The organism is Pseudomonas sp. MPDS (assembly GCF_013283895.1).
Taxonomy (GTDB): Bacteria; Pseudomonadota; Gammaproteobacteria; order Pseudomonadales; family Pseudomonadaceae; genus Aquipseudomonas; species Aquipseudomonas rhizophila.
Genome location: NZ_CP054128.1, coordinates 4,217,458 through 4,238,756 on the forward strand (window position 1 = coordinate 4,217,458; position 21,299 = coordinate 4,238,756).

Consider the following 21,299-nt stretch of genomic DNA (forward strand, 5'->3'; position numbering starts at 1 on the left):
GCCCCGCTATTGATAGCGGGGCTTTTCATTTTTCACGATATGAAATCCAATCCCCTGTGGGAGCGAGCCCGCTCGCGATAGGTGGCTCAGCCAACATCAATGCTGAATGTGCCTGACTCATCGCGCGCAGGCTCGCTCCCACAGGATTATTTATTGCCGGACCAGGCGATGGTTCGGCAGCTGTACCTCTTCGGTACTGCGATACGGATTGATGTCCAGCCCACCCCGCCGCACATAGCGCGCATACACCGTCAATTTTTCCGGTTTGAGCAAGCGTTGCAGGTCGAGAAAGATCCGCTCCACGCACTGTTCGTGGAAATCCGAATGCTGGCGGAAGCTGACGATGTAGGCCAACAGGCTGGCAGGGTCCAGCGCCGCACCGCGATATTGCACCGCGACGCTGCCCCAGTCCGGCTGGCTGGTCACCGGGCAATTGGATTTGAGCAGATGGCTGTGCAGGCTTTGCTCCACGATGCGCGAATCATCGCAGCGCAGCAGCTCCGGGCGCGGATGCTCGTAGGAGTCGACGGTGATGTCCAAGTCATCGATGCACACGCCGGGTAATGCCACGACCCCTTCACTTTCGACGTCCTTCAGGCTGCGGATGCGCACGCCCACCGGTTTACCGGCGGCCGCCGACAGGTCCTGACGCAAGGTCGCTTCCAGGCTCGCGGTATCAGCGAATGGCGTCTGGTTCAGCGAGTTGAGGTACAGCTTGAAGGATTTGGATTCGATGATGTTCGGTGAATCCGCCGCGATTGCGAATTCACCAATGGCCACCACCGGTTTGCCAGACGGCAGCAGCCATGACAGCTCGAAACAGTTCCAGAAATCCACGCCCTTGTACGGCAGGGTCTCGGCCGTCAGGCCCAGTTCCGCCCATTTCGCGGTGCGCGGGATCGGAAACAGCAGTGACGGCGTGTACGTGGCGATGTATTCGCTGGATTTGCCCAGCGGCGAATGTTCGGCTGCGGGATGCATGACGGAAACCTGACTGAAGAATCAGCCAATTCTATCAGCCTTTGCCCCAGCCTTTGAGTGCTTACTGACTGACTGTCAGCTTGCCTTTCATCCCGGCCTGGTAGTGGCCGGGCACATTACAGGCGAACTCCAGCCGCATGGCCTTGTTGAAGGTCCAGGTCAGCTCGGCGGTTTTGCCCGGCTCCACCAGCACACTGTTGGGGTCTTCATGGCGCATGCCGGCCTCCCCGTGCCCCATGGAGTCATGGGCCATCCCTTGCTTCATTGCGGTCGGGGTCAGTTGTCCGCTCTGTTGCATCTTGAGCATTTCCTGCTGATGCTGGGCGTGCATCGCGGCATTGCCCAGGTTGAACTCATGCAGCAACTGACCTTTATTGATCAGCACGAACCGAACGGTCTCGCCAGCCTTGATATCAAGTGCACCGGGGTCGAAGGTCATGTCCCCCATCACCACATCGATGCTGCGACTGGCCTTGGCCGCCGAGGCAGGCTGGCCGAAATCAAAATGGCCCGGTGACGCCCACGTGGGCGTACTGAGCACCAGTGCAAAGGCGGTCAGGATCAAGCGGTTTGCCATTAACATGTCCATACTCCTGTCAGATTCAGCGTGTGAGAACTCTATCTCTGCACACCTGCCAATCGGCTTACGGCTCGATTACAACTTTGTCAGGTAGAGCCACGGCTACGTCCGACGCGGTATAACGCCCTCGTTCCAACAACGCCTTGAGCTGCCTATGAAACTGCTGATCGTCGAAGACCAAACCAAAACCGGCCAATACCTGCGCCAGGGCCTGACCGAAGCCGGGTTCAACGCCGACCTGGTGGCCGATGGCATTACCGGCCAGCAATTGGCCTTGAGCGGTGAATATGCCTTGCTGATCCTCGATGTGATGCTGCCCGGCCGCGATGGCTGGCAGATTTTGCAGGCCGTGCGCGGGGCCGGCCTGGATACGCCGGTGCTGTTTCTCACCGCGCGGGATGCGGTCCAGGATCGCGTGCATGGCCTGGAGTTGGGCGCCGACGATTACCTGGTCAAACCCTTTGCCTTTTCCGAACTGCTGGCGCGAGTCCGCAGCCTGTTGCGCCGTGGTAGTTCGACGCCCCAGGAAACCAGCTTGCGACTGGCGGACCTGCGCCTGGACCTGATCCGCCGCCGCGTCGAACGCAGCGGCCAGCGCATCGACCTCACGGCCAAGGAGTTCGCGTTGCTGGAAATGCTCCTGCGTCGCCAGGGCGAGGTCCTGCCCAAATCCCTGATTGCTTCCCAGGTCTGGGATATGAATTTCGACAGCGACACCAACGTCATCGAGGTCGCGATACGGCGCCTGCGAATCAAGATCGACGACGATTTCCCCAGCAAGCTGATCCACACCGTGCGGGGCATGGGGTATGTCCTTGAAGAGCGCAACCTGTGAGGGGGCGTTGGTCGCTGAGCAGCCGGCTGGCGCTGCTGTTCGCCGCCTGCACCGCCGTGGTCTCCCTGTTTGCTGGCGTGCTGTTCAGCCGTGGCAGCGAGGCGCACTTCATCGAGCTGGATCAGCAACTGCTCGAAGGCAAACTGATCGGCCTGCGTCGCGCCCTGCAGGGGCTGGATGCCGAGCAAACCCAAAGCCGTCTGGCAGATGAACTCAGTCGCCAGGCCGACCTGGCCTTGCGCATCAAGGATAGCGATGGCGTGCGCTGGTACGACAGTTCGCTGCGGATTCCGGCTCAGTTGCCGGAGCGTCCTGGCCTGTCCACCCTCAGCGATGCCGACACTGACTACCGGGTATTGAATGCACCGCTGTACCCCGACCGCCCGGACTCGCCGCAACTGACGCTGCTGCTGGACATCACCCACCACCAGCATTTCCTGCAACGCATGCAGCGCCTGATCTGGCTGACGGTCGGCCTCTCGGCCCTGGCTACCGCCCTGCTCGGGGCCTGGGCCGCCCGGCGCGGCTTGCGACCGTTGCGGCGTATGGGGGCCATCGCCGGCAGCGTCTCGGCCCGCTCTCTCAATGCCCGACTGCCGGAAGAACACATGCCCGCCGAACTGGCGGAACTGGCCCACAGCATCAATGACATGCTCCGACGTCTCGATGATGCGTTTCAACGGCTCTCGGCGTTCTCTGCCGACATCGCCCATGAACTGCGCACCCCTTTATCGAACCTGCTGACCCACACCCAGGTCACCCTCACCCGCGAACGCTCGCTGGAGGATTATCGCGAAGCACTGCACAGCAATCTTGAAGAGCTGCAATGGATGGCGCAGCTGGTCAACGACATGCTCTACCTGGCCAAGGCTGACCACGGCTTGCTGGCACCCAGCCGCGAACCGCTGGAACTGGCTCAGGAAGTGGATCTGCTGCTGGAGTTTTTCGCCCCGCTGGCCGAAGACGCCCACGTCCGCTTGAGCCGTGAAGGCAACGGCCGCATCGACGGAGACCGCAGCATGCTGCGCCGGGCCCTGTCCAATTTGCTGGACAATGCTTTGCGCTTCACGCCTGACGGTGGCGAAGTACGAGTACATATTGTCGAGGGCGTTGGGCAGATGCATGTAAACGTGGAGAACAGCGGTGACGGGATTTCAGCGCACTTGCTGCCGCGTCTGTTCGACCGTTTCTATCGCGCCGACCCGGCCCGCCAGGAAGGCAGCAGTGAACACGCCGGGCTGGGGCTGGCCATCACCCGCTCCATCGTCCGCGCCCATGGCGGGCAGATCCGCTGCGAATCGGCCGATGGCTGGACGCGGTTTTTGATCGAGTTGCCCAAGGGGGATTAAGCCCAACGCAAACCCTGGTGGCGAGGGGATTTATCCCCGCTGGGCTGCGAAGCGGCCCTAAACCCTGGCACCTGGGTGTAGCAGGCAGGTTGAGTTGACTGTATTGGGGCTGCTTCGCAGCCCAGCGGGGATAAATCCCCTCGCCACAGAGAGTGTCGCCCTTGGCACAAGGTTTTGCGCTGATTCAGGAATAGCGCAACGCCTGTGCCGGCTCGACCTTCGCCGCACGCCAGGCCGGGTAAACCGTGGCGAGGAAGCTCAGGATGAACCCGGCCGAGCAGATCAGCACTACATCACCGCGTTGAAGCTCCGAAGGCAGGTTGCTGACGAAATACACGTCGGAACTGAAAATATGCTGGCCAGTGACCCTTTCCACCCAACCCACTAAATCACTGACGTTCAGTGCCGCAATCACCCCCAGCACGCCGCCAATCAGCGTGCCGACCACGCCAATCACCGTGCCCTGGACCATGAAAATCGCCATGATCTGCCGTGGCGTGGCGCCGATGGTGCGCAGGATCGCGATATCCGCGCCCTTATCGTTCACCACCATGATCAGGGTCGCGATGATGTTGAAGGCCGCCACCGCGACAATCATCAACAACAGCAAACCGATCATGGTTTTTTCCATCTTCATGGCACTGAACAGGCTGCCCTGAGTGTGGGTCCAGTCGTCGGCCTTGTAGTCCGCGCCGAGGCCCGTGGCGATGTCGCCGGAAACTCGCGGCGCGGCGTACAGGTCCTTGACCGCCAGGCGCACACTTTGCACCTGGTTTGGCTGCCAATGTTGCATTTGCGCGGCGTCGGCCACGTGGATCAGCGCCATGGAGCCATCCAGTTCGGCGCCTACCTTGAACACGCCGACCACATTCAAGCGCTGCATCCGCGGGGTGATGCCACCCGGCGCGGTGCTGATTTCCGGCACGATCAGGGTCAGTTTGTCCCCGACGTTCAAACGGAAGCGCCGAGCAGTGATTTCGCCGATCACCACGCCAAACTCGCCCGGTTTCAAGGCATCGAGACGCCCCTGGACAATATGCTGGGCGACAATGGACACCTTGCCCTCCTGGGCCGGGTCGATGCCGCTGATCTGGATCGGTTGCATCGCGCCTTTATGGCTGAGCATGCCTTCCATTTCAGTGAACGGCACGGCAGCGATCACCTCAGGATTTTTCAGCGCCGCGGCAGCCACCGGCTGCCAGTCGTCGATCGGCTTGACGCCGATGATGGTGGCGTGGGGCACCATGCCCAGGATGCGCGAGCTCATTTCGCGCTGGAAGCCATTCATCACCGACAGCACCACGATCATCGCCAGCACCCCCAGGGCGAGGCCGATCATCGAGGTCATGGAAATGAACGAAACAAAGCGATTGCGGCGCTTGGCGCGGGTATAGCGCGTGCCGATGAAGATCGATAACGGTCTGAACATTCGCGGGGCACCGTATGAAAATAAAAGACCCGGCGCTTGCAGCAAGCGCCGGGTTTCGGTCGGTCAAATGGGCGTCAGGCAACCTTCCTGCAAGTGCAGGACGCGGTCCATCTGCCGGGCCAGGTTCATGTCGTGGGTCACCACCAGGAACGCGGTACGCATCGAGGTACTGAGTTCCAGCATCAGGTCCTGAATGCCTTGGGCGGTGTGGGAGTCGAGGTTGCCGGTCGGCTCGTCGAGCATCACCAGCCCCGGCTTGTTGACCAGGGCCCGAGCAATCGCCACGCGCTGGCGCTCGCCACCGGACAACTCCGCCGGCTTGTGCTCCAGACGATGGCCCAACCCGACCCGCTCCAACAACGCCGTGGCCCGCTGGCGGGCTTCAGGGATCGCGGTGCGACCGATCAGCAGCGGCATGCAGACGTTCTCCAGCGCGGTGAACTCCGGCAGCAAATGGTGGAACTGGTAAACGAAGCCCAGGGAACGGTTGCGCAGCAGGCCACGGGCCTTCTCGTTCAGCGCCGAGAGTTCCTCGCCGGCCAGCCAGACACTGCCGGCAGTCGGTGTATCGAGGCCGCCCAACAGATTGAGCAGGGTACTTTTGCCCGACCCGGACGTACCGACAATCGCCACACGCTCGCCCGGATGCAGCTCCAGCTGCAAGCCCGACAACACCACCACCGATTCCGGCCCCTCCTCGTAGGATTTGCCCAGGTTACGGCAGCTCAAGATTGCTTTTTCACTCATACCCGACTCACTCATAACGTAACGCCTCCGCAGGCTGGGTGCGCGCGGCACGCCAGGCTGGATACAGGGTGGCGAGGAAACTCAGGACCAACGCGGCGCCGCAGACCATCAACACATCGTCTGTCTGCAACTGCGACGGCAGGTAGTCGATGAAGTACACGTCGGCGTTGAGAAACTTGTGCCCGATCAGGCCTTCGAGAGCGGCAATCGCGGCGCTGACGTTCAGCGCGGCAAACATCCCGACCAAGGCGCCGACCACCGTACCGATCACGCCAATGACCGTGCCCTGGACCATGAAGATCCGCATGATCTGCCCCGGCGTGGCGCCAAGGGTGCGCAGGATGGCGATGTCACCTTTCTTGTCGTTCACCACCATCACCAGAGTGGAGATGATGTTGAATGCCGCCACCGCGACGATCAGCAACAAAAGCAGACCGATCATGGCTTTTTCCATGCGGATCGCCTGGTACAGGTTGCCGTGGGTGCGGGTCCAGTCTCGGGCGTAGTAGCGCTCTTCGCCGAGCTGCTGGGCGATGGTCCACGCGACGCGCGGCGCCTGGAACAGATCATCGAACTTCAGCCGCAGGCCCTGGACCTGATCCGGCTTCCAGCGATGCAGGCGCGCCAGGTCCTGAAGGTTGGTGACGCCCAGGTAACCGTCCAGCTCGCCGGCGCCGACATGGAAGATGCCGACCACGGTAAAGCGCTTCATGCGCGGGAACATACCGCCCGGGGTCACGGTGACTTCCGGTGCCACGAAGGTCAGCTTGTCGCCGATGGCGGCGCCGAGCTTGGCAGCGGCCTTGTCACCGATGACGATGCCAAAGCTGCCTGGCGCCAGGTCGTCGAGTTTGCCCTGCTTCATGAAGTTGTCGATGATCGACACCTGCCGCTCAAGCCCAGGGTCAATGCCATTGAGCAAGACCTTGGAAACCTTGCCATTGTGGGTCAGCAGCCCCTGCATCTGGGTGAACGGCGCAACCGCCAGCACCTGCGGGTTCTGCTTGACCTTGGCGGCCAGGCTCGGCCAGTCGCTGATGGCTTCGCCGGTTTCGAGGGTGGCGTGGGGCACCATGCCCAGCACGCGAGTGCGCATCTCATGGTCGAACCCGTTCATCACCGACAGCACGACGATCATCACGACCACGCCAAGGGCCAGCCCGATGATTGAAGTCAGGGAAATGAACGATACGAAATGATTGCGACGTTTTGCACGGGTATAACGCGTGCCGATAAATACGAAGAGAGGTCTGAACATGTCGGGGCTTGTTCGGAGGGAAAAGGAACGTCCTTGTGGCGGGGGTCACAAACCAGCTTTACACTCAGACCACCGCCGCTACCATGGGTTCGCCATGTCGACATTAGATGAAGAAGATCGCCGCGAATACTACCGTATCGAGGACACGATCGCACTGGAAATTCGGCCCCTCTCCATTCCTGAAGCTGCTGGCCAGGAAGTGTTGCAGGATGCTTCTCCACTATTCAATCTGCTCAGCGAATTACACCTGAGCGAATTCGAATCGCAACACCTGCTGCGCCAGATCAGCGAGCGCGAGCGCAGCATCGCGGCTTACCTCAAGGCGATGAATAAACGCATCGACCTGCTCAGTCAGGTCATTGCCCTGACGGCGCTCGGCGAAATCGGCGAACCGCAGCCGGTGATCATCTCCGAGGGCGGCATCGACTTCCAGCACGCCACGCCTGTCGGCGTTGGCACGCACCTGTCGATCAAGATGGTGCTGATGCCCCAGGCCCTGGGGCTGTTGCTCCGGGCCCGGGTCACTCATTGCGACCCCAAGGGCGACGGCTATGACGTGGGCACCGAGTTCGAACGCCCCACCGACGCCCAGCGCCAGTTACTGGCCCGCTACATCCTGCAGAAACAGGCGCAAGAGCGACGCCTGGCGCGGGAACTGAACGAATCCGGCATCAATAAGGAAGAACCGTGACCCTCATTTATGGCCACCGTGGCGCCAAGGGCGAAGCGCCAGAAAATACCCTGACCGGTTTTCAGGAGTGCCTCAAGCACGGCGTGCGCCGATGCGAGCTGGACCTGCACCTTTCAATGGACGGCGAGTTGATGGTGATCCACGACCCGACCCTCAAGCGCACCACCGATCGCCGGGGCAAGGTGGTGGAGCATTCGGCCGCCGAGCTGGTGACCTACGATGCGCGCAAGGGTGGCCCGGGCTGGATCAAGCCGTGCCCGATCCCGCGCCTGGAGGAGCTGTTCGAAAAATGTGATTTCGAGCATTGGCAACTGGAGGTCAAGAGTGCCTCACGCACCCGCGCCGCCGCCACCGTGCTGGGGATCCGCGAAATGGCCCAGCGTTTCGGGTTGCTGGACAAAATCACCATCACATCCAGCTCCCGGGAAGTGCTCAAGGCTGCCCTGGACCTGACCCCGGACATCTCCCGCGGGCTGGTGGCCGAATACGCCTGGCTCGACCCACTGAAGGTCGCCCAGAGTTACGGCTGCGAGATTCTGGCGCTCAACTGGACGCTGTGTACGCCGGAACGCCTGATCAAGGCCCAGCGTCAGGGGTTGCATGTATCAGTGTGGACGGTCAACGAACCCGCGCTGATGCGCAGGCTCGCCGACTTCGGCGTTGACAGCCTGATTACAGACTTTCCCGGTTTGGCCACTGCCACCCTCGAGAATTGCTGAAATCGGTCTCCCCGGCCGGCTCAGGCCACCGGCCGGAGCCGCTCAAAAAAGCCGGTTGAGCCCGTCATAGGCCGCTACCCGATAGGCTTCGGCCATGGTCGGGTAGTTGAAGGTCGTGTTGACGAAGTATTTCAGCGTGTTCAGCTCGCCCGGCTGGTTCATGATCGCCTGGCCGATGTGAACGATCTCCGACGCCTGGTAACCGAAACAGTGCACGCCCAGCACTTCCAGCGTCTCGCGGTGGAACAGGATCTTCAGCATGCCCTGCGGCTCTCCGGCGATCTGCGCCCGCGCCATGCTCTTGAAGAAGGCCTTGCCCACTTCATAGGGCACCTTGGCCTGGGTCAGCTCCTGCTCGTTCTTGCCGATCGAGCTGATCTCCGGAATGGTGTAGATGCCGGTCGGTACGTCGTTGACGAAGCGCCAGCTCCCGTTGTCAACAATGCTGCCGGCCGCTGAACGGCCCTGGTCATGGGCGGCGCTGGCCAGGCTCGGCCAACCGATCACGTCACCGGCACCGTAGATGTTCGTCACACAGGTGCGGTAGTTCTCGTCAACTTCGATCTGGCCACGGCTGTTGACCTTCACGCCGATGTTTTCCAGGCCCAGGGTGTCGGTGTTGCCGGTACGGCCGTTGCACCAGAGCAAGGCGTCGGCCTTGATCTTCTTGCCGGACTTGAGGTGCAGGATCACGCCGTTGTCCACGCCTTCGACGCGGTCGTAGTCCTCGTTGTGACGCACGGTGATGTTGTTGTTGCTGAAGTGATAGCTCAGGGCCTGGGAGATTTCCGAGTCCAGGAAGCTCAGCAACTGGCCACGGTTATCCACCAGCTCCACCAGCACACCGAGGCCGCTGAAGATCGATGCGTATTCGCAACCGATCACCCCCGCGCCGTAGACAATCAGCTTACGCGGGGTGTGGCCCAGGCTCAGGATCGTGTCGCTATCGTAGATACGTGCGTGGTTGAAATCGATATCGGCCGGACGATACGGGCGCGAGCCGGTGGCGATGATGATGTGCTTGGCCACCAGCTTTTCGACCACGCCATTGCCGCAAACCACTTCAACGGTCTGCTCGTCGGCAAAGCTGCCGGTGCCGAAGAACACGTCGACCCGGTTGCGGGCGTAGTAACCGGTGCGCGAGGCGACTTGCTTGGAGATCACCTTCTCGGCGCTCTTGAGCACGTCCGGGAAGGAGAACCAGCGCGGCTCGCCGATGGCGCGGAACATCGGGTTGGTATTGAACTGCATGATCTGCCGGACCGAGTGACGCAAGGCCTTGGACGGGATGGTGCCCAAGTGGGTGCAGTTGCCACCGACCTGCCGACGGCTGTCGACCATCGCGACCTTGCGCCCTGCCTTGGCGGCGTTCATTGCCGCGCCCTCTCCCGCCGGGCCGGAACCCAATACCACCACGTCGTAGTTGTAGACAGCCATGCGTACTCCTCAGAACAGGCCGCGGCGCCACATTTGGCTCCACGGCTAAATCATGCCGGCCAGCGACATGAAGGAACAATTTGGGGCCGGTTCATGAGCCCGGCCACAGTCTATAGAAGCGTCAACGCCGCGCACATTACCCCTTGGTCGCGTCGTAGGCTAGTTTTGCCTGCGCTATTTCGCCACAGGTGCGCTTTCAGCGCGCTGTCATCATTGGGTTTTTCCGCCAGTCATCCGTTCAAATGCTTCATTGGTGCGAACGATGAAACGGTCATTGTCCCGCAATACGAAAAATACCCCGATGCCATGCTTCTGGGCATAGTCCCAACCCCGTTCAGGACCGAGAATGAGCAACAGCGTCGATAGTCCATCGGCCATCAACGCCGAAGGATGAATCACGGTGACTGACGCCAGGTTGTGTAGGACTGGTGTACCGGTGCGCGCATCAAAGGTATGGGAGTAACGCCTGCCGCCCTGTTCGAAATATTTACGGTAGTCGCCCGAGGTGGAAACCCCGTAGCCGTTGACCTCGATGACGCGCTCAGCCACCCGCCGGTCGTCCCGGGGTTCTTCCAGGGCGATACGCCAGGCGGCACCATCGGGTTTGCGTCCGGCGGCCTTGAGTTCGCCAGTGACCTCGGCCAGATAGCTGTCGATGCCCAAGGCCTTGAACCGGCTGGCGATCCGGTCGACGGCATAACCGGCGGCGATACTGTTGAAGTCGACTTCCACCGCGGCGTCTTTGCACAAGCGGTCGCCGTCGATGCGCAGATGAGCATGCCCGACGCGTTGGCGCACCTGGGCCAGGGCTTCTGCGGTCGGTACTTTCTCTGCTCGGGACTGGGGACCGAAGCCCCACAGGTTGAGCAGCGGCTCCACCGTCAGATCGAAAGAACCGTCGCTTTGGGAGGACAACTGCTCACCCACGCGGATCAACTCCAGGACAGGGCCAGGCATGATCTGGCAGCTATTGGCCGGCAACGCATTGAACCGTTCGATGTCCGAATCGCTGCGATAGGTCGAGAACTGTCGATCCACTTCGGCGAGGATGCTTTCCACCTCGGCCCGCACCGCTTTCGGTGCAGGCGCGGCGGAATGCCTGACGTACTGAATCGAATAGTGGCTGCCCATGGTCGGGCCGTCGAAGCGCTCCAGGGTGTCGCCGTTGCCGCAACCGGACAACACGCCGACCAGCACCACAAGCCCCATCCATCGTCCAGTTAACAAATCTTCATCCCCCCTCGAAACCGCGCCGGCCATTATGGGCTTCAGCGCCCTTCAGTCCAGATGCAAAAAACTGTGGGAGCGAGCCTGCTCGCGATAGCGTCGGATCAAACGACATTGATGTGACTGACACACCGCTATCGCGAGCGGGCTCGCTCCCACAGTGGGTGCAGCGCTTTCATACAAGATTGTCAGAGTGAGTACCTACCCATGCCTTCCAACACCAGCAACGGCAAGGCGATCTTTCGCGTTGTCAGCGGCAACTTCCTGGAGATGTTCGACTTCATGGTCTATGGCTTCTACGCCACGGCCATTGCCAAGACGTTCTTCCCGACCGACAGTGCTTTCGCCTCGCTGATGCTGTCCCTGGCCACATTTGGCGCCGGGTTCTTGATGCGCCCGCTGGGGGCGATTTTTCTCGGGGCCTACATCGACCGGCACGGCCGCCGCAAAGGCTTGATCATCACCTTGGCGATGATGGCCGCCGGCACCGTGCTGATCGCTTGTGTGCCGGGTTACACCACCCTCGGCGTGGCGGCACCGCTGCTGGTGCTGCTGGGGCGATTGCTGCAGGGCTTTTCCGCCGGGGTTGAGCTGGGCGGCGTATCGGTGTATCTGGCGGAAATTTCCACGCCGGGGCGCAAGGGTTTCTTTGTCAGTTGGCAATCCGCCAGTCAACAGGCCGCCGTCGTGTTTGCCGGCCTGCTGGGCGTTGGCCTCAATCACTGGCTGAGCCCCCAGGAGATGGGCGAATGGGGCTGGCGCGTGCCGTTTCTGGTGGGTTGCATGATCGTGCCGGTGATATTCGTGATTCGTCGCTCCTTGGAAGAAACACCTGAGTTCCAGGCGAGAAAACATCGCCCTACCCTGTCGCAAATCATCCGTTCCATCGGTCAGAACTTCGGCATCGTCCTGGCGGGCATGGCGCTGGTGGTGATGACCACGGTGTCGTTTTACTTGATCACGGCGTACACGCCGACCTTCGGTAAAGCCGAACTGAACCTGTCGGACCTGGATGCGTTGCTGGTGACGGTATGCATCGGGCTGTCGAACTTCTTCTGGCTGCCGGTGATGGGCGCATTTTCCGACAAGATCGGACGCAAGCCCTTGCTGCTGGGTGCGACTATTCTGGCGATCCTCACGGCATATCCGGCGCTGTCCTGGCTGGTGGCGAACCCCAGCTTCAGCCATTTGCTGATCGTGGAGTTGTGGTTGTCGTTCCTGTATGGATCGTACAACGGTGCCATGGTAGTCGCCTTGACGGAAATCATGCCGCTGGAAGTGCGCACCACCGGTTTCTCCCTGGCCTACAGCCTGGCAACAGCGACCTTCGGCGGGTTTACGCCAGCGGCCTGTACTTATCTGATTCATGTGCTGGGCAACAAGGCCGCGCCAGGGATCTGGCTCAGTGGCGCGGCAGTGCTGGGGTTGATTGCTACCTTGGTGTTGTTCAAGGGTAATCGGCATGAACTGCGGACTGCGCAGGCATTAGCGGCGAGCGGTGCCTGACAGATTGCTATCGCGAGCAGGCTCGCTCCCACAGGGATTTACGCGCTCCAATGTGGGAGCGAGCCTGCTCGCGATGAGGCCAGCCCAGGCGACAGAAAAGCCAGAAAAAAAACGCCCCGACAAGTCGGGGCGTTTTCACAAGCGGCTAAAGCTTAGCGCGGGAATGCTGGCGGGTTTACACCGGCCATGTCTTCCATCACGCGAACGACCTGGCAGCTATAACCGAACTCGTTGTCGTACCAGACGTACAGCACAACGCGGTTATCCTGAACGATGGTCGCTTCAGCGTCGACCACGCCGGCATGGCGCGAGCCAACGAAGTCGGTGGACACCACTTCCTGGGAATTGACGAAATCGATCTGCTTGTGCAGGTCGGAGTGCAGCGCCATATAGCGCAGGTACTCGTTCATCTCTTCACGGGTGGCGGCTTTCTCAAGGTTCAGGTTGAGGATGGCCATCGACACGTTCGGCGTCGGTACACGGATCGCGTTGCCGGTCAGCTTGCCGGCCAGCTCAGGCAAAGCCTTGGCAGCAGCGGTGGCGGCACCGGTCTCGGTGATCACCATGTTCAGCGCGGCGCTGCGGCCACGACGGTCGCCTTTGTGGAAGTTGTCGATCAGGTTCTGGTCGTTGGTGTACGAGTGAACGGTTTCAACGTGACCGTTGATGATGCCGAACTTGTCGTTCACAGCCTTGAGCACCGGCACGATGGCGTTGGTGGTGCACGAAGCGGCGGAGACGATCTTGTCGTCAGCGGTGATTTCGTTGTGGTTGATGCCGTGAACGATGTTCTTGAGCTTGCCCTTGCCAGGTGCGGTCAGAACAACGCGGTCGACACCCGGGCATGCCAGGTGCTGGCCCAGGCCATCGGCGTCACGCCATACACCGGTGTTGTCCACCAGCAGTGCGTCCTTGATGCCGTACTGGGTGTAATCCACCTCGGTCGGGTTCTTCGCGTAGATCACCTGGATCAGGTTACCGTTGGCCGTGATGGTGTTGTTTTCTTCGTCGATGGTAATGGTGCCGTTGAACGAACCATGGACCGAATCGCGACGCAGCAGGCTGGCGCGCTTGGTCAGGTCGTTCTCCGCGCCTTTGCGCACCACGATGGCACGCAGGCGCAAACCATCGCCACCACCGGTTTTCTCGATCAGGATGCGCGCCAGCAGACGACCGATACGACCGAAGCCGTAGAGCACGACGTCGGTGCCTTTGCGTGCCGAAACGTTTTGCTGGCCAACCACATCAGCCATCTCTTCGCGAACGAACTGCTCGGCGCTACGGCCGTTGCCCTCGTTACGGAATTTGAACGCCAGCTTGCCCAGGTCCACCGAAGCCGCGCCGAGCTTGAGCTCGCTCATGGCCTTGAGCAGAGGGAATGTTTCGTGGACGGAGAGTTCGCTGTCGTCGGAAGAACGGTGGCGAGCAAAGCGGTGAGCCTTGAGAATCGCGATGACAGACTGGTTGATCAGGCTGCGGCCATAGATCGAGCTCACCACGTTGTTATTGCGGTAGAGCTGACCGATGAGAGGGATCATCGCTTCTGCGAGTGCTTCACGATCGATCCATTCACCAAGACACTGGTCGGGCTTCTGAGTCACGGGAACCTTCCACATGTAGGGGCTGAAAAAAGGGGCTACATTATGCCGCCGACTCTTCGGCGGAGCAATGCGCGCCTGTCGCACCGTGGTTTTCCTGTTCGCCAGGGTAGTCTGCGACTGACAGCTGCCCCCTTCCCCCGCTACAATTGCCGACTTTGTCGCAACGCTGGAGCTCAACCTTCCGTGCCCGTTCTGCGTCTCCCGCTTCTCCCTGCCGCGGCAGGTAAACAGCACTGGGGCAACCTGCCCGGTGCCGCCCTGAGCCTGGCCATTGCCGAGGCTGCCAGCGCTGCAAAGCGCTTTACCCTGCTGCTGACCGCCGACAGCCAAAGCGCCGAGCGGCTCGAACAGGAACTGAGTTTCTTCGCCCCGGATTTGCCTGTGCTGCATTTCCCGGACTGGGAAACCCTGCCCTACGATCTGTTTTCGCCCCACCAGGACATCATTTCCCAGCGAATCGCCAGCCTTTATCGATTGCCGGAGCTCAGTCATGGCGTTTTGGTAGTGCCGATCACCACGGCCCTACATCGTCTGGCACCGACCCAGTTTTTGCTCGGCAGCAGCCTGGTGCTGGACATCGGCCAGAAGCTCGACGTCGAGCAAATGCGCAGCCGTCTTGAAGCCAGTGGCTATCGTTGCGTCGACACGGTGTACGAGCACGGCGAGTTCGCGGTACGCGGCGCGCTGATCGATCTGTTCCCGATGGGCAGCAAGTTGCCTTACCGCATCGACCTGTTCGATGACGAAATCGAAACCCTGCGCACCTTCGACCCGGAAAACCAACGCTCCATCGACAAAGTACAGTCGGTGCGCCTGCTGCCGGCCAAGGAATTCCCGCTGCAAAAAGACGCCGTGACCCGCTTCAAGGCGCGCTTTCGCGAACGTTTCGATGTGGATTTCCGTCGCTGCCCGATCTTCCAGGACCTGAGCAGCGGGATCACTCCCGCCGGTATCGAGTACTACCTGCCGCTGTTTTTCGAAGAAACCTCCACCCTGTTCGATTACCTGCCCCAGGACACTCAGGTGTTTTCCCTGCCCGGCATCGAGCAGGCGGCGGAAAACTTCTGGAACGATGTGCGCAATCGCTACGAAGAGCGCCGCGTCGATCCTTCCCGTCCTTTATTGCCACCGGCCGAGCTGTTCCTGCCGGTGGAAGACTGCTTCGCCCGGCTCAAGAACTGGCCACGCGTGGTGGCAAGCCAGCAGGACGTGGAAACGGGCGTCGGCCGCGAACGCTTCCCGGCCAAGGCCTTGCCGGACCTGGCGATCGAAGCCAAGGCCACGCAGCCACTGGCGGCCCTGGCCGGTTTTCTCGACGGTTTCCCCGGCCGCGTGCTGTTCACCGCCGAATCCGCCGGTCGTCGTGAAGTGCTGCTTGAACTGCTTGAACGCCTGAAACTTAGGCCGAAAACCGTCGATAGCTGGCCAGACTTCGTCGCCGGCAAAGACCGCCTGGCGATTACTATCGCGCCGCTGAACGATGGCCTTGTCCTGGAAGACCCGGCCCTGGCGCTGGTGGCCGAAAGCCCGTTGTTTGGTCAGCGCGTCATGCAGCGTCGTCGTCGCGAAAAACGCGCCGACGCCGCCAACGACGCGGTCATCAAGAACCTCACCGAGCTGCGCGAGGGCGCGCCAGTGGTGCACATCGACCACGGCGTAGGCCGCTACCTGGGCCTGGCGACCCTGGAAATCGACAACCAGGCCGCCGAGTTCCTCACCCTGGAATACGCCGAGGGTGCCAAGCTCTACGTGCCGGTGGCTAACCTGCACCTGATCGCCCGCTACACCGGTAGCGACGACACCCTGGCGCCGCTGCATCGGCTGGGTTCGGAAACCTGGCAGAAAGCCAAGCGCAAGGCCGCCGAACAGGTGCGCGACGTGGCTGCCGAACTGCTGGACATCTATGCCCGTCGCGCCGCCCGCGAGGGGTATGCCTTCGCCGACCCGAAAGCCGACTACGAAACCTTCAGCGCCGGGTTTCCCTTCGAGGAAACCGTCGACCAGCAGACCACCATCGAGGCCGTGCGCGCTGACATGCTCGCGCCCAAACCGATGGACCGGCTGGTGTGCGGCGATGTCGGTTTCGGCAAGACCGAAGTGGCGATGCGCGCCGCATTCATTGCCGTGCACGGCGGCAAGCAGGTGGCAATCCTGGTGCCCACCACCCTGCTTGCCCAGCAGCACTACAACAGTTTCCGCGACCGCTTCGCCGACTGGCCGGTGACCGTGGAGGTGATGAGCCGCTTCAAGTCCACCAAGGAAGTGAACGCGGCGGTGGCCGATCTGGCCGAGGGCAAGATCGACATCGTCATCGGCACGCACAAACTGCTGCAGGACGATGTGAAGATCAAAAACCTGGGGCTGGTGATCATCGACGAAGAGCACCGCTTTGGCGTGCGCCAGAAAGAACAGCTCAAGGCCCTGCGCAGCGAGGTCGACATCCTGACCCTGACGGCCACGCCGATCCCGCGCACGCTGAACATGGCAGTGTCGGGCATGCGTGACCTGTCGATCATCGCCACGCCGCCGGCCCGTCGCCTGTCGGTGCGCACCTTCGTCATGGAGCAGAACAAAAGCACGATCAAGGAAGCCCTGCTGCGCGAGTTGCTGCGTGGCGGCCAGGTCTATTACCTGCACAACGACGTCAAGACCATCGAGAAATGCGCCGCCGATCTGGCCGAGCTGGTGCCGGAAGCGCGCATCGGCATCGGCCACGGGCAGATGCGCGAACGTGAACTCGAACAGGTGATGAGCGATTTCTACCACAAGCGCTTCAACGTGCTGATCGCCTCGACCATCATCGAGACCGGCATCGATGTGCCGAGCGCCAACACCATCATCATCGAGCGCGCCGACAAATTCGGCCTGGCCCAGTTGCACCAGTTGCGCGGTCGGGTCGGGCGCAGTCACCACCAGGCCTACGCCTACCTGTTGACGCCACCGCGCCAGCAGATCACCCCGGACGCGGAAAAGCGCCTGGAAGCCATCGCCAACACCCAGGACCTGGGTGCCGGTTTCGTGCTGGCCACCAACGACCTGGAAATCCGCGGTGCAGGCGAATTGCTGGGCGACGGCCAGAGCGGCCAGATCCAGGCCGTGGGTTTCACCCTGTACATGGAAATGCTCGAACGGGCGGTCAAGTCGATCCGCAAGGGTGAGCAACCGAACCTCGACCAACCGTTGGGCGGCGGGCCGGAAATCAATCTGCGGGTGCCGGCGCTGATCCCGGAAGACTACCTGCCGGATGTCCACGCACGGCTGATCCTCTACAAACGCATCGCCTCGGCCACTGACGAAGAAGGCCTCAAGGACCTGCAAGTGGAGATGATCGACCGCTTCGGCCTGCTGCCGGAGCCAACCAAGAATCTGGTGCGTACCACCTGGCTCAAGCTCAAGGCCGAGCAACTGGGCATCAAGAAAGTCGACGGCGGCCCCAATGGTGGTCGTATCGAGTTCGAAGCCCAGACGCCGGTCGATCCGCTGGTACTGATCAAGCTGATCCAGGGCCAGCCCAAACGCTACAAGTTTGAAGGTGCCACGATGTTCAAGTTCATGGTGCCCATGGAACGCCCGGAAGAGCGTTTCAATACCGTAGAAGCGCTGTTCGAGCGCCTCACTCCGACCCCTGCTTGAAGGACGCCCCATGCGCCTGTTTCGCTCACTGACCTTGTTGATGACCCTGGTCGCTCCCCTGGCGTTTGCCGATGACCTGTATCAGGTTGAAATGATCCTGATGCGCCAGAACGCCGAACCGGCGATTGTCAGCCGCGCCGCACCGGAGGACTGGGACGCGGGCGCGCAACGCCTGGACGCGAAGAGCCAGCGCACGCCTGCATTGGGTCACATCGTGGAAAAACTCAACGCCAGCGGCCAGTACACGGTGCTGATGCACAAAGCCTGGCAGCAGAACCTGGGCGAACAGGGCAGCCGAATCGCCGTCAGTGATGGCGTAGAACAGTTCGGCCAGTTTCCCATCGAAGGAACCCTGGAACTGAAACTGGGGCGGTTTACCGACGTGGACGCCGACTTCTGGATCAACCAGATCGACACCAATGGCCTGGTCACTTCCAGCGAACGCCTCAAACAGCAGAGCCATACCAAAAATGGCCAGTTGAATTTCCTCGACAACGGCCACCTCGGCCTGCTGATCAAAATCACCTCGCTGACTGCGCCTGCGCCACGGCAGGCGCCTGACGTCATTCCGGACTGATCGGCGCGCCTATGCCCTCGCCCCTGAGCAAACCCCTGGCACCCTCCTGGGTCAATCGATTCAAGGAACAGAGCCTGGAGCGCGGGCGCCGTTACGCGCTGGAAAACCGCGTCAGGATCGTCGAGGCTGGCGACAGCACCATCACCGCCAGCTGTGAAGGCTCTGGGGGTAACGTTTACCGCCAGACGATTCGCCTGAAAGAATCAGCCAAAGGCACGTTGATTCTGCTTGAAGCCGCCTGTACCTGCCCGGTGCGCATCAACTGCAAGCACTGCGCGGCGGTGCTGCTGCAAGTCCAGGAAACCCTGGCCTACCCGGCCGCCGAGAAAGACGCGCAGTTGCTGGAGAAACTCCAGGCCGTGCTGGAAAACCGCAGCCCCAAGGCCCCGCCGCAAGTGCTGGTGGACAACGTCCAACCAATGCCGCGGCTGTGGCTGGCGAGCATCGAGTTCAGCGCTTTCGAGCCGCGCAATGGCAAGATGCAGCGCTACATCCAGCACCGCGCCGCCCTGTCTTTCAGCTACCTGGACGAATACGTCAGCGGCCAGCGCAACACTGACGTGCTGATTCGCCAGGACACACAGACGCTGCGGATAAAACGCCAGACAGAAGTGGAGCAGTCCTACCGCGAACAGCTTCGAATCCTCGGCTTCAAAATCGCAACCCGCCAAAGCAAGGCCCTGCCCGAAAGCGCCGGTGAACTGTACGAGATGGTCAACGACAGTGCGTGGCTGACGTTCACCCTCAACGATCTGCCGAAACTGCGTAGCCAGGGCTGGGAGTTGCAGATCGACGAGGATTTCGGTTTCGACCTGACGGCGGTGGACGAATGGTACGCCACGGTCGAAGAAGCGCCGGAACGGGACTGGTTCGATCTGGAACTGGGGATCATCGTCAACGGTGAGCGATTGAGCCTGCTGCCGATTCTGCTGAACCTGATGCGTTCGCACATCGAGCTGTTCAACCCGGAACGCCTGGCCAGGCGCCGCGATGACGAACTCATTCTGGTCAACTTGCCTAACCGCCCGAACTCCGAGTTCGGCCCGCAGCAAGTGGCCCTGCCCTATGGCCGGCTGAAACCGGTGCTGGCCACCCTGGGCGAGTTCTACCTGCAAGAACCGGGCACCACCAAACTGCGCTTGAACAGCGCGGATGCCCTGCGCCTGAACCCGCTGCAAGACATGCCCCTGCGCTGGGAAGGCGGCGAGCACATTCGTGGCCTGGCCCAACGCCTGCGGGACATCAAGGACTTCACCAGCACGGCGCCAGAAGGCCTGAACGCCACGCTGCGGCCTTATCAGCTCGAAGGTTTAAGCTGGATGCAATCGCTCAGGCAACTGGAAGTCGGCGGCATCCTCGCGGACGACATGGGCCTGGGCAAAACCCTGCAAACCCTGGCGCACATCCTCAGCGAAAAAAACGCCGGGCGCCTCGACCGCCCTTGCATGGTGGTCATGCCCACCAGCCTGATCCCCAACTGGCTCGACGAGGCCGCCCACTTCACCCCGCAACTCAAGGTGCTGGCCTTGTACGGCGCCGGGCGCAAGAAGCACTTTGACCGGCTGAACGATTACGACCTGGTCCTCACCACCTATGCGCTGTTGCCCAAGGATGTCCAGCGCCTGGCGGAGCAGCCGTTACACGTGCTGATCCTCGATGAAGCCCAGTACATCAAGAACCCGAACAGCAAAGCCGCCGAGGCCGCCCGCGAACTCAACGCCCGCCAGCGGCTGTGCCTGTCCGGTACGCCGCTGGAAAACCACCTGGGCGAATTGTGGTCGTTGTTCCACTTCCTGCTGCCGGGATGGCTCGGGGACGTCAAGAGCTTCAACCGCGACTACCGCGTTCCGATTGAAAAGCGCGGCAGCGATGTGCGACTGCAGCACCTCAACGGTCGGATAAAACCTTTTCTGCTGCGCCGGACCAAGGAGCAAGTGGCGACAGAACTGCCACCCAAGACCGAGATCATCCATTGGGTCGAGCTCAGCGATGCCCAGCGGGACGTCTACGAAACCATGCGCCTGGCCATGGACAAGAAGGTACGCGACGAGATCACCCGCAAAGGCGTGGCTCGCAGCCAGATCATCATTCTCGAGGCGCTGCTCAAGCTGCGCCAGGTCTGTTGTGACCTGCGCCTGCTCAACGATGCCGCCCTGCCTGCCCGCGGCAGCACCTCAGGCAAGCTCGACAGCCTGATGGAGATGCTCGAAGAGCTGTTTGAAGAAGGTCGCCGGGTGCTGCTGTTTTCTCAGTTCACATCGATGCTGTCGCTGATCGAAGACGAACTGAAGAAACGCGGCGTCGATTACGCCATCCTGACCGGCCAGACCAGGGACCGACGTACGCCGGTCAAGGAATTCCAGAGCGGCAAGCGTCAGATCTTTCTGATCAGCTTGAAGGCCGGCGGCGTAGGCCTGAACCTCACCGAGGCGGACACGGTGATCCACTACGATCCATGGTGGAACCCCGCCACCGAAAACCAGGCGACCGACCGCGCCTATCGCATCGGCCAGGAGAAGCCGGTGTTCGTCTACAAAATGATTGCCCGAGGCACGGTGGAAGAGAAGATTCAGCTGCTGCAGAAGGAAAAATCCGACCTCGCAGCCGGCGTATTGGACGGGCGCGTGGCCGGAGACTGGAAACTGCAAAGCGACGATATCGAGGCGCTATTCGCGCCACTGCCGGACAAGCTGGAAAAACGCTGATTCACAGCAATCCCTGTGGGAGCC

16 protein-coding genes are annotated in these 21,299 nt (G+C 61.4%); 8 read left to right on the top strand and 8 right to left on the bottom strand.

Annotation, left to right across the window (positions count from 1 at the left end):
• Window positions 1–150: 150 nt before the first annotated feature.
• Window positions 151–981: an NADPH-dependent 7-cyano-7-deazaguanine reductase QueF gene (gene queF / locus HQ912_RS18570; RefSeq protein ID WP_139050702.1), complete on the bottom strand. Its 831-nt coding sequence runs from the start codon at window positions 979–981 to the stop codon at window positions 151–153.
• A gap of 61 nt (window positions 982–1,042) precedes the next feature.
• A complete protein-coding gene (locus HQ912_RS18575; protein WP_047227226.1) occupies window positions 1,043–1,564 on the bottom strand; it encodes a plastocyanin/azurin family copper-binding protein in 522 nt (173 codons plus the stop codon).
• A gap of 151 nt (window positions 1,565–1,715) precedes the next feature.
• Here HQ912_RS18575 and HQ912_RS18580 point away from each other — a divergent pair, with 151 nt between their 5' ends.
• Together HQ912_RS18580 and HQ912_RS18585 are read left to right on the top strand one after the other, a co-directional pair.
• Window positions 1,716–2,396 (top strand): heavy metal response regulator transcription factor, encoded by a 681-nt coding sequence (locus HQ912_RS18580; RefSeq protein WP_047227225.1) that lies wholly within the window; start codon window positions 1,716–1,718, stop codon window positions 2,394–2,396.
• Window positions 2,393–3,745 carry a heavy metal sensor histidine kinase gene (locus HQ912_RS18585; RefSeq protein WP_173407143.1) on the top strand — a complete coding sequence of 451 codons (1,353 nt, stop codon included), beginning with the start codon at window positions 2,393–2,395 and terminating at the stop codon, window positions 3,743–3,745. The genes HQ912_RS18580 and HQ912_RS18585 overlap by 4 nt, the downstream gene beginning before the upstream one ends.
• Window positions 3,746–3,929: 184 nt before the next feature.
• Here HQ912_RS18585 and HQ912_RS18590 read toward each other — a convergent pair whose 3' ends face one another.
• From HQ912_RS18590 to HQ912_RS18600, 3 genes are all read right to left on the bottom strand, one after another.
• The gene (locus tag HQ912_RS18590; protein WP_076385584.1) at window positions 3,930–5,174 is read right to left on the bottom strand and encodes a lipoprotein-releasing ABC transporter permease subunit; all 1,245 of its coding nucleotides are present in this window, start codon (window positions 5,172–5,174) and stop codon (window positions 3,930–3,932) included.
• Between the two features lie 63 nt (window positions 5,175–5,237).
• Window positions 5,238–5,921: a lipoprotein-releasing ABC transporter ATP-binding protein LolD gene (gene lolD, locus HQ912_RS18595; RefSeq protein ID WP_162843734.1), complete on the bottom strand. Its 684-nt coding sequence runs from the start codon at window positions 5,919–5,921 to the stop codon at window positions 5,238–5,240.
• A 7-nt stretch (window positions 5,922–5,928) separates the two neighbouring features.
• On the bottom strand, window positions 5,929–7,179 hold the full coding sequence (locus HQ912_RS18600) for a lipoprotein-releasing ABC transporter permease subunit (RefSeq protein WP_173407144.1): 1,251 nt from the start codon (window positions 7,177–7,179) through the stop codon (window positions 5,929–5,931).
• A gap of 94 nt (window positions 7,180–7,273) precedes the next feature.
• On the opposite strand from HQ912_RS18600, the gene HQ912_RS18605 reads away from it, so the two are divergent.
• Both HQ912_RS18605 and HQ912_RS18610 read left to right on the top strand, forming a co-directional pair.
• Window positions 7,274–7,870 (top strand): PilZ domain-containing protein, encoded by a 597-nt coding sequence (locus HQ912_RS18605; protein ID WP_076385586.1) that lies wholly within the window; start codon window positions 7,274–7,276, stop codon window positions 7,868–7,870.
• Window positions 7,867–8,589, top strand: a complete 723-nt coding sequence (locus HQ912_RS18610) for a glycerophosphodiester phosphodiesterase (protein WP_047227220.1) — start codon at window positions 7,867–7,869, stop codon at window positions 8,587–8,589. The genes HQ912_RS18605 and HQ912_RS18610 overlap by 4 nt, the downstream gene beginning before the upstream one ends.
• Before the next feature lie 42 nt (window positions 8,590–8,631).
• Here HQ912_RS18610 and sthA read toward each other — a convergent pair whose 3' ends face one another.
• Window positions 8,632–10,026, bottom strand: a complete 1,395-nt coding sequence (gene sthA / locus HQ912_RS18615) for a Si-specific NAD(P)(+) transhydrogenase (protein WP_047227219.1) — start codon at window positions 10,024–10,026, stop codon at window positions 8,632–8,634.
• Window positions 10,027–10,236: 210 nt separating this feature from the next.
• The gene (locus tag HQ912_RS18620; protein ID WP_230682616.1) at window positions 10,237–11,235 is read right to left on the bottom strand and encodes an FAD:protein FMN transferase; all 999 of its coding nucleotides are present in this window, start codon (window positions 11,233–11,235) and stop codon (window positions 10,237–10,239) included.
• A 225-nt stretch (window positions 11,236–11,460) separates the two neighbouring features.
• Between HQ912_RS18620 and HQ912_RS18625 the strand changes: the two genes are divergently transcribed.
• Complete coding sequence (locus HQ912_RS18625; RefSeq protein ID WP_173407145.1) at window positions 11,461–12,759, top strand: MFS transporter; 1,299 nt, start codon at window positions 11,461–11,463, stop codon at window positions 12,757–12,759.
• A gap of 152 nt (window positions 12,760–12,911) precedes the next feature.
• On the opposite strand, the gene HQ912_RS18630 is transcribed toward HQ912_RS18625, so the two are convergent.
• The gene (locus HQ912_RS18630; RefSeq protein ID WP_047227217.1) at window positions 12,912–14,375 is read right to left on the bottom strand and encodes a glyceraldehyde-3-phosphate dehydrogenase; all 1,464 of its coding nucleotides are present in this window, start codon (window positions 14,373–14,375) and stop codon (window positions 12,912–12,914) included.
• A 168-nt stretch (window positions 14,376–14,543) separates the two neighbouring features.
• On the opposite strand from HQ912_RS18630, the gene mfd reads away from it, so the two are divergent.
• The 3 genes from mfd to HQ912_RS18645 are packed head-to-tail and all read left to right on the top strand — an operon-like array spanning window position 14,544 to window position 21,275.
• Complete coding sequence (mfd, locus tag HQ912_RS18635) at window positions 14,544–17,993, top strand: transcription-repair coupling factor (RefSeq protein ID WP_173407146.1); 3,450 nt, start codon at window positions 14,544–14,546, stop codon at window positions 17,991–17,993.
• 10 nt (window positions 17,994–18,003) lie between these two features.
• The gene (locus HQ912_RS18640; protein ID WP_160893006.1) at window positions 18,004–18,570 is read left to right on the top strand and encodes a CsiV family protein; all 567 of its coding nucleotides are present in this window, start codon (window positions 18,004–18,006) and stop codon (window positions 18,568–18,570) included.
• 11 nt (window positions 18,571–18,581) lie between these two features.
• A complete protein-coding gene (locus HQ912_RS18645) occupies window positions 18,582–21,275 on the top strand; it encodes a DEAD/DEAH box helicase (protein WP_173407147.1) in 2,694 nt (897 codons plus the stop codon).
• Window positions 21,276–21,299: the final 24 nt, after the last annotated feature.

Bases quoted from the DNA above. Each gene is read 5' to 3' on its own strand.
- HQ912_RS18605 (WP_076385586.1), top strand. From the start codon at position 7,274: ATGTCGACATTAGATGAAGAAGATCGCCGCGAATACTACCGTATCGAG.
- HQ912_RS18575 (WP_047227226.1), bottom strand. From the start codon at position 1,564: ATGTTAATGGCAAACCGCTTGATCCTGACCGCCTTTGCACTGGTGCTC.
- HQ912_RS18590 (WP_076385584.1), bottom strand. From the start codon at position 5,174: ATGTTCAGACCGTTATCGATCTTCATCGGCACGCGCTATACCCGCGCC.
- HQ912_RS18620 (WP_230682616.1), bottom strand. From the start codon at position 11,235: ATGGGGCTTGTGGTGCTGGTCGGCGTGTTGTCCGGTTGCGGCAACGGC.
- HQ912_RS18645 (WP_173407147.1), top strand. From the start codon at position 18,582: ATGCCCTCGCCCCTGAGCAAACCCCTGGCACCCTCCTGGGTCAATCGA.
- HQ912_RS18600 (WP_173407144.1), bottom strand. From the start codon at position 7,179: ATGTTCAGACCTCTCTTCGTATTTATCGGCACGCGTTATACCCGTGCA.
- sthA (WP_047227219.1), bottom strand. From the start codon at position 10,026: ATGGCTGTCTACAACTACGACGTGGTGGTATTGGGTTCCGGCCCGGCG.
- HQ912_RS18640 (WP_160893006.1), top strand. From the start codon at position 18,004: ATGCGCCTGTTTCGCTCACTGACCTTGTTGATGACCCTGGTCGCTCCC.
- HQ912_RS18630 (WP_047227217.1), bottom strand. From the start codon at position 14,375: ATGTGGAAGGTTCCCGTGACTCAGAAGCCCGACCAGTGTCTTGGTGAA.
- HQ912_RS18580 (WP_047227225.1), top strand. From the start codon at position 1,716: ATGAAACTGCTGATCGTCGAAGACCAAACCAAAACCGGCCAATACCTG.
- queF (WP_139050702.1), bottom strand. From the start codon at position 981: ATGCATCCCGCAGCCGAACATTCGCCGCTGGGCAAATCCAGCGAATAC.
- HQ912_RS18625 (WP_173407145.1), top strand. From the start codon at position 11,461: ATGCCTTCCAACACCAGCAACGGCAAGGCGATCTTTCGCGTTGTCAGC.
- lolD (WP_162843734.1), bottom strand. From the start codon at position 5,921: ATGAGTGAAAAAGCAATCTTGAGCTGCCGTAACCTGGGCAAATCCTAC.